Genomic DNA, 12,823 nt, shown 5'->3' with positions numbered 1-12,823 from the left:
GTCCTCCCTTTCCGCGTGTTGCGGCGACTATGCGCAAGAGTATTGCGCAAGAAAAGCCCTGTAAGAGGGTTTCATTTCGCCGCATGCCGCGGCTAACCTGTGGGCATGATCCTGTCCCCCGGTCGCCGTTTCATCTTTGTCCATATCCCCAAGACCGGCGGCACCTCGATGGCGCTGGCGCTGGAGGCGCGGGCGCATCGCGACGACATCCCCATCGGCGACACCCCCAAGGCGCAACGCCGTCGCGCGCGGGCCAAGCGGCTGGCGGAGACGGCGCGGGGGCGGATCTGGAAACACGCGACGCTGGCGGATCTGGACGGGGCGCTGACCCCGGATGAGATTGGCGCGCTGTTCTGTTTCTGCCTTGTGCGCAATCCGTGGGACCGGCTGGTCAGCTATTACCACTGGCTGCGCGATCAGGGGTTTGACCACCCCGCCGTATCCCATGCCAAGGCGTATGATTTTGCCGGGTTCCTGCGGCATCCGCACACGCAGGCCACGCTGCGCGCATGGCCTTATGCGCGCTACATGCGCGATGCGGCGGGCCATGAACACGGGCATTTCCTGCGACTGGAGCATCTGGATCAGGACATCGCGCCGCTGGTGGATCATTTGGGCTTTGCCCCGGATCTGCCACATGAAAACAGATCGCAGCGGGCAGCGGATTACCGGGGGTATTACGATCCCGAGACACAGGAGATCGTCGCCGAGACCTGCGCCGAGGATATCGCGCGGTTCGGCTATGCCTTTTGACCGATTCGAATTGGCAGGCGCGGAGGCGCGGCCTTGGGGCAGGGGATCGCAGACCGAAAAGACCGACCGGCCCCGCCGCAAGGCAGACCCGGCCGGGTCGGGCGAGGGTTACGGGCAGACGCCGCCGATATTGAGGTACTTGCCATAAACCCAGCCATTGGGGTTGGCGGCCCCCCAAAGCGGGTTCTGGCAGCGTCCCGTCATACACTGCACCTGATACCAGCCGCCGGATCGGTTCCAGACGGCGATCTCATCACCCAGATACAGCTCTCCGATCTGCTGGTAGTTGGAACTCGGTCCCGTGCGGACGGCCAGAAACCCGTTCCCGGAATAGTGGTTGTATTGGCTGATCGGGCGCACGCCGACCACCCAGCCGGTACAATCCCCGGCCTGAACCTGTGGGGCGGCGACGGCCAATAGGGCGGCGGCGGCGAGGGCCTGAATGCGTGTCATGTCTCTCTCCCTTGTCGAGCTTCGCGCGCCGGTCCCGGATCGGGTCTGGGCGCGAAATGAGATTCGCATTCAACATGGCGCATGTCTTTGACATGGGTCAGCCAAGCACCCGGACAAAGGCGCGTGGGCTTCGGTGTCTTCTCTGTTCAAACACTCAAACCTGCGGCGCTGGCATCACGGGAAATGCCCAAGGTCTGCGACTGACGGGTCTGCAAGTTATTGATTTTAAGCGATGGTTTTACCGGATTGGTTCGAACCGGGCATCGGTCATCTGGCAGTCGCGCACCACGTCGCGCCCGCAGGGCACCGGGTCCAGATCCCGCGACAGGCAAATCCGCACCTCTTGGATGTGGCCCTCCTTGCAGGTGATCGTGATCATGTCCGGTTCCAGCGTCGGGTTTGCCTTGATGAAGGCCTCTTCGACCAGTTCGGCGGGCAATGTGACCGTCTTGTCCAGCTTGCGAAAGACATCCGGGCGCGTGACCGCGCCGTAGGCGTTCCGCGACAGGGCGTAGTATTGGCGCGCCGACAGGCCCGAGCAGACCCCGTGTTTCTTCCACTGGTGCCAGGCCAACCCGCCGGACCCCATGATGTCCTCCATCTCGGCGGTCATCCGCCGCGAGGGGGCGCGTTCGGTGGTGTTGCAGAAGGCCGGCCAGCCGCGATGGTACTGCGGCCAGAGCCCGTGCAACAGCCATCCGGCATCGGTTTCGCATTGTTCGGCATCGCGGGCGTCGCCCTCCAGCGCGCACCAGTTCGGCGACCAGCTAAGGGCCATGACATAATAGTCAAACTCTCCGGCGCGCTCGCCATCGGCGCGCAACATTCCCCCGATTAGACCGGCTCCCAGCACTAGAACACTCAGCAAACGCATTTTTACTTCCCCTTTGGACACGGCGTCACTATATAGGCGCCGAGTTCCCCGACAACGGTAACCCGCTCCGCCCGCCGGAGCCGCCCTTGGCCCCGACTGGCCCTGGGTCTGGCAAGAGGCATGGACGCGGGTCCCGCAAGACCAAGGAGATGATGACGAGATGTCCAAGCTGCTGCACCCCAAGGCGACCGCCGTCTGGCTGGTGGACAACACCACGCTGACCTTCAAGCAGATCGCCGATTTCACCGAATTCCACGAGCTGGAAATTCAGGGCATCGCCGATGGCGATGTGGCGGTCGGGGTCAAGGGCTTTGACCCGATCACCAACAACCAGCTGGATCAGGCCGAGATCGACAAGGCCGAGAAGGACTCGTTGTACCGGCTGAAGGTCAAGCACAACCCGGCTGCACGCGACGAGGACAAGCGGCGCGGCCCGCGTTATACCCCGTTGTCCAAACGTCAGGACCGCCCCAACGCGATCCTCTGGCTGGTGAAGTTTCACCCGGAACTGGCTGACAGCCAGATTGCCAAGCTGGTCGGGACCACCAAGCCGACGATCCAGACCATCCGTGAGCGCACGCACTGGAACATTCAGGCGATGCAGCCGATTGATCCGGTCGCTCTGGGCCTGTGCAAACAGTCCGAACTGGATGCGGCCGTGGCCAAGGCGGCCAAGGCGATGCAAGCGGTGATGACCGACGATGAACGGCGCAAGCTGGTCTCGACCGAGCAGAGCCTTGGGATGGAGCCGGAGCCGCGCCTGCCGTCCGCGATCGAGGGGCTGGAAACCTTCAGCTTGTCCGATCCGCGCGGTGACGATGACGACGAAGAAGACCGCCGCAGCGACAGCGAGTTTCTGGACGCCGACAGCTTTTTCAACCTGCCCGAAGGCGGCAAGGACGACGAAGACGAGGACGACGACAAGAAAAGCTGATCCGCGCTGCGAGGCGGTGCGCCGCTATCGAAGGCGGCGGTCGCCATCATGTTCTCCTGTCGGATCTGGGGCCGGATGTGTGGCTCAGGTCGGCGGAGCGGGTCGCGATCAGATCATGTCATTGACAAACGCCCCTGCGGAAATCTGCGGGGGCGTTTCTTTTAGGGTCTGCGGGAATTTGCGGCCACTGTCGCGCAAGGCAACGTCCGCTCTTGCAATGGACATTTGAGATCCTGCGTGCCATTCAAACAGCATGAGAAACCACGTTCAGTTCACCGGCGTTTGCCGCCTAATTCGAATTACTGTCCCGGTCTGAAACCGGGCCGGGAAATTCGTCTCTGAACGTCATTCACGTAAATTACGCCGAACACTGGGTTACTCATGTCCTCAACGCTGCCTGTCTTGCACTTGATGTGCGGAAAAATCGCATCCGGAAAGTCCACGTTATCCGCCGAACTCGGTCGCGCTGGCGACACGATTGTTATGGCCGAAGACGAATGGCTGAACGCTTTGTATGCAGATCAGTTATCAACGATTCCAGACTATATCCGGTGTACATCCAGGCTGCGGAGCGTCGTGGGGCCGCATGTGGCGTCCTTGCTCAATGCGGGAATTTCGGTGGTACTGGATTTTCAGGCGAACACCCTTGAAGCGCGCCAATGGATGCGAGGCATCTTGGAGCAGACAAACGCGCGGCACGTCCTTCACGTGCTGGATGTGCCGGATGATGTCTGTCTGGCCAGATTGCATGAACGCAACGCGGCAGGGGATCATCCGTTTGCCGCGACGGAACAGCAGTTCCGCCAGATTTCCAAGCATTTTGTCGCCCCGACCGCGGCAGAGGGGTTCAACATCGTGGTGCATGACAGCGTCACATAGCCCGTGCGGCGCGGCTGGGCGGTGTCGACCCAGCCGGTGACGCATTGGCCTGTTGGAATTTGCAGGTTCAGAACGCCATGCCCAGACGCAGGCCCCAAAGGGTCTCTCCCTCGGCATCGCGCGACAGTTCCACCCGGCCTTTCAGCCCGCCGTCGCCGGTGACAAAGCTGGTGCCCAGCGACAGCGCGCCGCCACCGCTGACGTCCGCCGGGTCAAAGCTGGTGCTGATGCCGCCGACGGAAAAGGTGATGTCGTCCGGCGTGCCGCCAAAGGCCGACAGTGCAAGGTAAGGCCGGATGGACGCGCCGTTGCGTTCCATCGGGACGCCCATTTCCAATCGCAGCGCAGAGCTTGTCGTGGTGCGTTCGGACACACGCCCGCCGGGGACGCCGGTGATCGGGTGGCTTTCGGTTGTGTGGCGCACAAAGTCGCCCTGAACCACCAGATCCACGCCGTAGTTCGCTGTCGGGTTTTGCCAGAGCAGGCTGCCGCCCCGCAGGCTGAGGCCCAATAGCTGGCCGTCAAAGTCCGCAGCCCCCGTTAGCGCCACCGGGCTTTCGATCTTATTGTGGGTTCGCCCGGCATACAGGGCGGCGTCATAGCTAAAGCGCCCGCGCTCACCGCTGAGGCCAAGGCCGATGAAATAGGACCGGATGCGGGTCTGCGTCACGCCATCGTCCAGATCGCTTTGCCCCTGCGCATAGCCGATGAAGGGCGCCAGGCCGTGCCAGCCCAGTCCATAGCCGATCGACAGGCCACGGGTTGCGTAATCGGCCCCCTGCGCGCTGTCCGGCGCAATGGTGCCGCCGTTGGCATAGGTGCCCAGCCACGGGCCGCGGTCGGTTTGGAAATCCAGCACGGTGCCGCCAACGCCCATGCCGATCTCACGCGACAGCCGGTCGGGTGAGGAAATCGGCGCTTCGTCGATGGGCGCGGCTTGGGCGCTGAGGGACGCAAGGCTGACAAGCAGGGCGGCAAGGGCAAGCGGGGATGTCCGGGGCATGGCTCAATTCCATCAGGGAAAGATGCGCGTCAGGTAGGAATGCCCCAACGGTTAAACCAGAACCCGCCTTCCACAAATGCCGAAATGCGGCAGGGTGGCAACGGTTCAGAGCGGTTTGCGGGCGTTCAGCGCGGCGGTGATGGTGCCATCGTCGAGGTAGTCCAGTTCGCCGCCAATCGGCACGCCCTGTGCCAGCGAACTGAGCGTGATGCCCAGCGGCTCCAACTGATCGGCGATGTAATGCGCGGTGGTCTGACCGTCGATGGTGGCGTTTAACGCAAGGATGACCTCTGTCACGTTCTCAGCCCCGATGCGGCGCATCAGTTGCGGGATGCGCAGGTCCTCGGGGCCGACGCCGTCCAATGCCGACAGCGTGCCGCCCAGCACGTGATAGCGTCCCTTGAAGGTGCCGCTGCGTTCCATCGCCCACAGGTCGGCAACCTCTTCGACCACACAAAGCAGCCCGTTGGCGCGGGCCTCGTTGGCGCAGATCGTGCAGATGTCGGAGGTGCCGACATTTCCGCAGTTCAGGCATTCGCGGGCGCTGCGGGCGACTTCTGTCATCGCCTCGGCCAAGGGAGCCAGCAGCAGCGCGCGTTTGCGGATCAGGTACAAAACCGCGCGGCGAGCAGAGCGCGGCCCAAGGCCGGGCAGCCGCGCCATGAGGTCGATCAGCGTTTCGATGGGGTTGGAATTGCGGATCATGTCAGGGGGCCTCGCCGGGCAGGGGGACGCGGGTGACAATGAACCCCTCGGCGCGCAGCAGTTCGATCATGCCCTTGTCGCCGGGCAGGTGAAAGTTGCCGACAGCGACAAACAGGTCGCCTTGCGTCAGCGTATCGCGCGCGGCGGTCACAAAATCGGCGTTGCGTTCATCGACAAGGTAGTCGGTCATCCGGTCGTATAACGCGGGGCCCTCATTGCCCAGTGCGGCGCTGACTTGCGCATGGTCCCAGACCATCATCATCCCGACGCGGCCTTCGCTATACAGGCCAAGGGCGGTCGCGCGCGCCTCTGGCGTGGCGCCGGGGGCAAGGTAGATGGCATAGGTGCCGATGATCGCGCGGGCCAGATCCTCATTGCCGGGGGTGTTCAGCTTTTGCGATAGGCGGTCGCTGTCTTCCAGTGGCAGGATCGGGATGCCCTCGATATGGGCGAGCGTCTGGATATAGCTGTCCTGCGTGGGCAGCACCCCGGCTGCGAAATCCTCGCAGGGGTCAAAAAGCAGCAATTCGGCGAGGGTGCCGAATTTCAGCAGGTCCAGCGACTCGCGCGGCCAGCCAAGCGATTCCAGCCGAATACGGAGATTGTTTTCGATGTCCCCCGGCAGGCCGAGGTCGGCAAAGCGAAAATTCGATTGCGACGGACGGTAGACGTTGTTGTTGCGGATAAAACTTTCATGGCTGGCGCGGTCGGGAAAGGTCGGGTCGATTTCCAGCGCCACCTGTGATGCACCGTGCAGCGCGTCCAGCACCGGCTGCGGCAGGTCCAGCACGCTGCGGTTGCTGCTGTGCATCGTGCCCCACAGGTAGGACGTGCCGCCAGTGGGCGCGGTGATGCGCCAGAACCGCCCGGTCGCATTGGGGATCAGGGCTGCGCGGCGCGCCAGTTCTGCTGCGCCCTCGGGGGCAAAGACCTCATCATGAATGGCGATCCGGGGCGGCTCGCAGACCTCACGCGTGGCCCATGCCTGCGCCTGCGCACCGGGTGCGGCGACAAGCAGGGCAAGAGAGGCGAGTGCCGCGCGCGCGAAACCCCGGATCGGTTTTGGCATGGGTCAGAAGGGCAGTTTCATGTCGGCGGGCAGGCCCATCTGTTCGGTCAGGGCGCGCATTTCGGCCTGAGCGCGCTCGCTTGCGCGGGCCTGCGCGTCCTTGATGGCGGCAAGGATCAGATCCTCGGCCACTTCCTTTTCCGACGGCACAAAGATGCTGGGGTCAATCTCCAGCCCGGTCAGTTCGCCCTTGGCGGTGGCGGTGGCCTTGACCAGCCCGGCACCGGATTCGCCGGTGACTGTCATATTGGCGAGGTCTTCCTGCATCTGGGCCATCTTGCCCTGCATTTCCTGCGCCTGTTTCATCATCTTGGCCATGTCGCCAAGCCCGCCCAAACCTTTCAGCATCGTCTGTTCTCCTAGTCGTTGGTCCGCCGATCCATCGGGGCGGTGTACAGGATTGTTCCTATACATATCGCAGTCACAAGGCCGATGAACAAGGTGGGCGACCCGATGCAGCCCTCTATTGTGGCCATTTGCCGGATGCCGGTAGGGTCCGTGTCAAAGACCCGCAGAGAGATCAGGATCGACCAGCCGCTGACCACGGCCAGCCCGCCCCATTTGCTGCGAAAGCGCAGGGCAAGGGCGGTGGCGACGATCAAAACGGCAGCAGGCAGGGAAGAGGCAAGAAACAGCGCCTCGCTGATGGTATTGGCAGGCGTGCCGTCCCAGCCCGGGCGTTCGGTGTCGCAGGCCGCTGCCAGCGCGGATGAAGGCCAGAGCAGCGTCAGTGCGGGCAGGATGCCCAGTGCGCGCAAGCCTGCCCTCATTCCTCGAACGGGTCCCATTCGTCCTCGACCTCTGGCAGCGCCTCTTCCAGCGCTTCGGTCGCGGCCTCCTGCGGGGTGCGGATATTTGTGATCGTGGCCTTGGGAAAGGCGGCGATGGCGGCCTGCACCAGCGGGTGTTCGCGGGCCTCTGCCCGCAGCGCCAGTTCCGCCGCGTCACGGGTTTCCACCACGGTCGGCGTTGTGCAGCCGTTCACCAGCGTCACCGCCCAGCGGTTGCCGGTCCAGCGTTGCAGCGCGCTGCCAAGCCGCTGGGCAAGGTCGTTTGCGGCGTCGTCTGCTGGCGTGAACTCGATCCGTCCGGGTTGATAGGCGGCAAGACGGACGCCTGCCTCGACCTCGACCAGCAGTTTGACGTCACGGTTGGAGCGGATCAGTTCCAGCACGTGATCGAAGGAGGGGTAGCGGGCCAGTGCCTCGACCGCGTCCGGGGCTGCGGCGGTGACCGCGCCGCCAGAGGCACTTCGGGCGGAGGGCGCGCGCGGGGCCATCGCCTGCGGACCTGCGCCGGGCGCATGTCCGCCGCCTTGCGGGCCGCCGGTGGGCGCGGGGGGCGGCGGGCTGTCGGCCAGCTTGCGCATCAACTCATCCGGCGTGGGGCCCTCTGCCACATGGGTCAACCGGATCACCGCCATCTCTGCCGCCATCATGGCAGAGGGCGCGTTGGACACCTCTTCGATGGCCTTCAGCAGCATCTGCCAAGCCCGCGCCAAGGCCCGCATCCCAAGACCGTCGGCAAAGGACTGTCCACGGCCGCGTTCATCGGGTGAGACGGTGGGGTCTTCGGCCGCTTCGGGGGTGATCTTGACCACGGAAATCCAGTGGGTGAGTTCCGCCAGATCGCGCAGCACCGCCAGAGGGTCGGCCCCGTCGGCATATTGCGCCGACAGTTCCTCCAAAGCGCCGGCGGCATCGCCGCGCATGATGCGTTCGAACAGGTCCATGACCCGGCCCCGGTCGGCCAGCCCCAGCATGGCGCGCACCTGATCGGCGGTGGTCTCACCCGCCCCGTGAGAGATGGATTGGTCTAGCAGCGAGGTCGCGTCGCGGGCAGACCCTTCGGCGGCGCGGGTGATCAGCGCCAGCGCGTCGTCGGTGATCTCCGCCCCCTCAGAGGCGGCGATCTTGCGCATCAGGGCGATCATGTCCTCGGGTTCGATCCGGCGCAGGTCAAACCGTTGGCAGCGCGACAGGACGGTGACCGGCACCTGGCGAATTTCGGTGGTGGCAAAGATGAATTTCACATGGGCGGGCGGTTCTTCCAGCGTCTTCAGCAGCGCGTTGAACGCGCTCTTGGACAGCATGTGAACCTCATCGATGATGTAGATCTTGTAGCGCGCGCTGGCCGCCCGGTAATGCACGCTGTCGATGATCTCACGGATGTCGTTGACGCCGGTGCGCGACGCGGCGTCCATCTCCATCACATCGACATGGCGGCCTTCCATGATCGCAACGCAGTGTTCGCATTGCCCGCAGGGTTCCGTTGTCGGGCTGCCCTCCCCATCCGGGCCGATGCAGTTCATGCCCTTGGCAATGATCCGGGCAGTGGTGGTTTTCCCCGTGCCGCGGATGCCGGTCATGATAAACGCTTGGGCGATGCGGTCCGCCGCAAAGGCGTTCTTGAGGGTGCGCACCATGGCGTCCTGACCGACAAGATCGGCAAAGGTCTCGGGGCGGTACTTGCGGGCGAGCACCTGATAGGCGGGCGAGTCGGTCATGGGGTGTCCTTATGGCGACGCGGCGAAGGTATCGGGTCGGCGGGGCAAACCGCAAGCCGTTGGGGGCGCATTCGGGGAACCGGCGCGCATCTTGCGGCGTTTGAAACGGAACGGGGATAGGTCGGAGACGCAATATGCGCCTGAGAAACGTGAAAAGCAGCCGGAACATCGAGGATCGTCGCGGGCGCGGCGGCCGGGGTGCGGCCGGTGTCGGCGGGCTGGGTATTGGCGGTGTGCTGTTTGTGCTGGCGGTCGGCTATTTCACCGGCATCGACGTGACCCCGCTGTTGAACGGCGGCGCGCAGCCGCAGCAGACCAGTGCCCCGCGCGCGTTGACAGAGGCCGAACAGCAGGCCGGCGAATTCAGCGCCCGCGTTCTGGCCACCACCGAAGAGGTCTGGGCCGGGATTTTCCCGCAGGCGTTCGGCAAACCCTATGACCCGCCGGTCATGGTGCTGTTTTCGCAAGTCACCTCCAGCCCCTGTGGCAATGCCTCTGGCGCAACCGGGCCGTTCTACTGCCCGGCGGATGAAAAAGCCTATCTGGACACCGATTTCTTTGCCACCATGCGCCAGCAACTGGGGGCGGGGGGCGATTTCGCCTCGGCCTATGTGATCGCGCATGAGGTCGCGCACCATGTGCAGAATGAGCTGGGCATTCTGGGGCAGGTCAACGCTGCCCGCCAGCAGGTCAGCACGCGGGAGGCCAATGCCCTGACCGTGCGGCTGGAATTGCAGGCCGATTGCCTCAGCGGCGTCTGGGCGCGCAATGTGGCGGGCCTGATGGAAAAGGGCGACCTTGAAGAGGCGCTGAACGCCGCGCGCAAGATCGGCGACGACCACTTGCAGAAACGCGCGGGGCGGGTGCCGCAGCCGCATACCTTTACCCACGGCACCTCAGAGCAACGGCAACGCTGGTTTGTGACCGGATACGAGTCGGGTGATCCGAACCACTGCAACACCTTCGACACCGACCGATTGTAGGTTTCCAGCGCGGCGGGGCTTGATTTGCCGCGCCGCGCACGGCAGAGATTGGGCAGGGCCGCTTGCCGGGGGCCTCCTGATCCGCGGAAAGCGCCTGCGCCGGCTTTAGACGAATTTTCACTGAGAATTCGGTTCTCTCTTGCCCGACCAGCGGATCACGGGCGTTGATGGAGGAAACCGACCGATGTCACCCGACGTCCCCCTTGTGCTTGATGACCTGCGGATAGAGGCCAAGCGCCTGCACCGCGCCTATGCCGCCTCTGAGGTCTGGGCGCTGCAGCGGTTGAAACAGCACCCACCCCGACACAACCCCGATGATCTGAAACGCGCCGATTTCCTGCATGTAATCGCGCAGGAGACCGGATTTGCCAGTTGGCCCAAGCTGAAGCTGGCGGCAGAAACCGTGGGGCTGGACCGGGCCGCCAAACAGCAACGGCTGAAGATTGCGCTGTTTCACGGGCAGGTGGCGCTGGTGGAAACCCTGTTGGCCGACATGCCGGACCTTGCCGACGGTCTGTTTGGCCTTGAATGCGCGCTTTACCGGCGAGAGGCGGTGGCAGAGGCGCTGGATCGCGACCCTGCCCTGGCGACCCGTCTGGCGGGTCCGCGCCGCCCGATCCTGCACCTGAGTTTTTCGCGCTGGATCAAGGCACACCCTGAACTGGAACCAGACATGCTGGCGGTGGCCGAGATGTTGCTGGCGCATGGGGCCGATGTGAACGACGGCTATCCCTTTGCAGAGGGCGACGATCACCAGTTGTCGGCGCTTTACGGGGCCATCGGGCACGCGGACAACATGGTGCTGGGCCGTTGGTTGCTGGACCACGGGGCCAACCCGAACGATGGCGAGTCGCTCTACCATGCGATCGAACTGGACCATCATGAGGGGCTGTCGATGCTGTTGCAGGCGGGGGCCGATCCCACGGGGACCAACGCGCTGCTGCGCGCGATGGATTTCCACGATCACACGGCGGTCGAGATGCTGCTGGCCCACGGGGCCAAGGCGGATGACTACAACGACGCCGAGGTCGGCGGCGAACAGCCTTGGGTCGTGCCCGCCCTGCATCAGGCGGCGCGGCGCGGCAGTGACCGGCGGATGGTCGATTTGCTGCTGGACGCGGGGGCCGATCCCGCCCGCAGCTATCAGGGGGCCAGCGCCTACGCCTATGCCCGCGTTTTCGGCAATCCGGCGGTCTGGCAGGCAATCGAGGCGCGCGGCGTGCAACCCGCGCTGTCGCCCGAAGAGACGCTGCTGGCCCGCGCGGCAGAGGGGCAGGACAGCCCCGGTCAGTACATCGACCCCGACAAACTGCCCGTGGCCTACCGTCTGATCGCCAACGAGATCCTGCACCTGCCCGACCGTCTGCCGCATCTGCGCAGGCTGATGGCACTGGGCCTGCCGTGGGACGCACCGAACGGCGAGGGCGTGACACCGGTGCAACTGGCCGGGTGGCAGGGCCTGCCCGAGGTGATGGCGTATTTCCTCAGCCTGCGGCCCGACCTTGGCCATGTGAACCGCTACGGCGGCACACTGCTGTCAACCATCCTGCACGGCGCCGAGAACGCGCCCGACCGCGACAGCCGCGATCACGTCAGCTGCCTGGAACATGCGCTGCACCACGGTGTCGCACTTCCCCGGCACGCCATCGCGCAGGTGGCGCGCGAAGACATCCGCGCCGTTCTGGAGGATTGGGCGGACCGGCATCCCGGTCAGGTCGTCTAGGTCTATCGCGTTCAGGAACCGGCGGTTCCGTTGCATTCTGAACGCAGTGCGTGAAAAACCGACCGCAACCCCCGCGAATCTGGCCCGGAATGGCCGGATTCGCGGGATCGAATCGCTAGGACATCGGTCCGGGGCGTGTATGCTTTCTATCGGCGGAAAGCCGCGGCCGTGGGGGCGGTCCGGTGCCGTTGCTGCTGTTTCGGGGAGTATGGGACATGGTCGGGGAGGATCAGGCAAGCGCAGATGCGTCCGGCTCTGTTGTCCTGCATGTCTTGCCAACGGGGGGCGGGATACTGGCGCTGTCGCCGCTTCCGGGCGCGCGCGGCGACTATCGCGGCGACCTTGATCACCTGTCCAGTTTTCGCCCCGCCTTTGTGATCTCTCTGGTGTCGCATGTCGAACTGCTAGAGGCGGGGGCCAAGGCGCTGGGGCAGGATATTCAGGACAAAGGCACGCGCTGGGTCCATCTGCCGATCAAACGCGGAGAGGCGCCCAATGCCAACGTCGAAGAGGATTGGCCAAGGATCAGCACGCAGGTTCGCAAGGCGCTGCTGGGTGGCGGCCGGGTGATGATCAACAGCCGCTACGGGCGCGGTCGGGCGGGCATGGTGGCCCTGCGCCTGATGATCGAGGCCGGAGAGGCCCCGGACGAGGCCGAAGAGCGGCTGGAAGCGGTGCAGGGGGCGGCGGCCCGTCTGGAGCCGTGGCAGCGCAACTGGTCGCTGCGGGCAGAGCGTGAGCCGGTGCCATTTGTGCGCCACGCCAAGTCGGGCTAGGGCTGTTCAGCGAACGTCGGAAAAGCATCGGCCCGGCGTTTGCACACCGGGCCGCTGATGGTGAGAGATTGTAACGACCCAAGCGGGTCCCGTTACGGCTGCTTCCTTCCGGATCTGACCGGGTTGGCGAGGCGCTTGCCCGCACAACCTCTCGACGCCCTATTT

At 64.6% G+C, this 12,823-nt stretch carries 14 protein-coding genes and 1 other RNA gene; 6 read left to right on the top strand and 9 right to left on the bottom strand.

What is annotated here, in order from left to right; translation table 11 throughout:
* The first annotated feature begins 105 nt into the window (after positions 1–105).
* Complete coding sequence (locus tag VOI21_RS00785; RefSeq protein ID WP_323766722.1) at positions 106–753, top strand: sulfotransferase family 2 domain-containing protein; 648 nt, start codon at positions 106–108, stop codon at positions 751–753.
* A 108-nt stretch (positions 754–861) separates the two neighbouring features.
* Here the strand turns inward: VOI21_RS00785 and VOI21_RS00780 are convergent, their stop codons facing one another.
* Together VOI21_RS00780 and VOI21_RS00775 are read right to left on the bottom strand one after the other, a co-directional pair.
* Positions 862–1,206: an SH3 domain-containing protein gene (locus VOI21_RS00780; RefSeq protein WP_323766720.1), complete on the bottom strand. Its 345-nt coding sequence runs from the start codon at positions 1,204–1,206 to the stop codon at positions 862–864.
* 238 nt (positions 1,207–1,444) lie between these two features.
* Entirely contained in the window at positions 1,445–2,080 is a 636-nt protein-coding gene (locus tag VOI21_RS00775) for a ribonuclease T2 (RefSeq protein ID WP_323766718.1), read from the bottom strand.
* A 160-nt stretch (positions 2,081–2,240) separates the two neighbouring features.
* Between VOI21_RS00775 and VOI21_RS00770 the strand changes: the two genes are divergently transcribed.
* Both VOI21_RS00770 and VOI21_RS00765 read left to right on the top strand, forming a co-directional pair.
* Positions 2,241–3,014, top strand: coding sequence for a DUF1013 domain-containing protein (locus VOI21_RS00770; RefSeq protein ID WP_323766717.1), 774 nt, complete (start codon positions 2,241–2,243; stop codon positions 3,012–3,014).
* A 381-nt stretch (positions 3,015–3,395) separates the two neighbouring features.
* The gene (locus VOI21_RS00765; protein ID WP_323766715.1) at positions 3,396–3,893 is read left to right on the top strand and encodes an ATP-binding protein; all 498 of its coding nucleotides are present in this window, start codon (positions 3,396–3,398) and stop codon (positions 3,891–3,893) included.
* A 67-nt stretch (positions 3,894–3,960) separates the two neighbouring features.
* Here the strand turns inward: VOI21_RS00765 and VOI21_RS00760 are convergent, their stop codons facing one another.
* The 6 genes from VOI21_RS00760 to VOI21_RS00735 all read right to left on the bottom strand — a co-directional run bounded on the left by VOI21_RS00760 (position 3,961) and on the right by VOI21_RS00735 (position 9,176).
* Positions 3,961–4,896 (bottom strand): autotransporter outer membrane beta-barrel domain-containing protein, encoded by a 936-nt coding sequence (locus VOI21_RS00760; RefSeq protein ID WP_323766713.1) that lies wholly within the window; start codon positions 4,894–4,896, stop codon positions 3,961–3,963.
* A gap of 105 nt (positions 4,897–5,001) precedes the next feature.
* Complete coding sequence (recR, locus tag VOI21_RS00755) at positions 5,002–5,601, bottom strand: recombination mediator RecR (RefSeq protein ID WP_323766711.1); 600 nt, start codon at positions 5,599–5,601, stop codon at positions 5,002–5,004.
* Position 5,602: 1 nt separating this feature from the next.
* Positions 5,603–6,670, bottom strand: coding sequence for a TraB/GumN family protein (locus VOI21_RS00750; protein ID WP_323766709.1), 1,068 nt, complete (start codon positions 6,668–6,670; stop codon positions 5,603–5,605).
* 3 nt (positions 6,671–6,673) lie between these two features.
* Entirely contained in the window at positions 6,674–7,018 is a 345-nt protein-coding gene (locus VOI21_RS00745; RefSeq protein ID WP_323766707.1) for a YbaB/EbfC family nucleoid-associated protein, read from the bottom strand.
* An 11-nt stretch (positions 7,019–7,029) separates the two neighbouring features.
* Positions 7,030–7,428: a hypothetical protein gene (locus VOI21_RS00740; protein ID WP_323766705.1), complete on the bottom strand. Its 399-nt coding sequence runs from the start codon at positions 7,426–7,428 to the stop codon at positions 7,030–7,032.
* A gap of 8 nt (positions 7,429–7,436) precedes the next feature.
* The gene (locus tag VOI21_RS00735) at positions 7,437–9,176 is read right to left on the bottom strand and encodes a DNA polymerase III subunit gamma/tau (RefSeq protein ID WP_323766703.1); all 1,740 of its coding nucleotides are present in this window, start codon (positions 9,174–9,176) and stop codon (positions 7,437–7,439) included.
* Positions 9,177–9,310: 134 nt separating this feature from the next.
* Here VOI21_RS00735 and VOI21_RS00730 point away from each other — a divergent pair, with 134 nt between their 5' ends.
* From VOI21_RS00730 to VOI21_RS00720, 3 genes are all read left to right on the top strand, one after another.
* Positions 9,311–10,159 carry a neutral zinc metallopeptidase gene (locus VOI21_RS00730; protein WP_323766701.1) on the top strand — a complete coding sequence of 283 codons (849 nt, stop codon included), beginning with the start codon at positions 9,311–9,313 and terminating at the stop codon, positions 10,157–10,159.
* A 184-nt stretch (positions 10,160–10,343) separates the two neighbouring features.
* Positions 10,344–11,882: a hypothetical protein gene (locus tag VOI21_RS00725; RefSeq protein ID WP_323766699.1), complete on the top strand. Its 1,539-nt coding sequence runs from the start codon at positions 10,344–10,346 to the stop codon at positions 11,880–11,882.
* A gap of 215 nt (positions 11,883–12,097) precedes the next feature.
* Complete coding sequence (locus VOI21_RS00720) at positions 12,098–12,658, top strand: protein phosphatase (RefSeq protein ID WP_323766697.1); 561 nt, start codon at positions 12,098–12,100, stop codon at positions 12,656–12,658.
* Between the two features lie 56 nt (positions 12,659–12,714).
* Here VOI21_RS00720 and ffs read toward each other — a convergent pair.
* Positions 12,715–12,814: signal recognition particle sRNA small type (gene ffs / locus VOI21_RS00715), an RNA gene on the bottom strand.
* Positions 12,815–12,823 lie beyond the last annotated feature (9 nt).

The organism is Antarctobacter sp. (assembly GCF_034670325.1).
GTDB lineage: Bacteria > Pseudomonadota > Alphaproteobacteria > Rhodobacterales > Rhodobacteraceae > Antarctobacter.
Note: the sequence above shows the minus strand (reverse complement) of the source record. Positions and strands in the feature narration are given on the sequence as shown.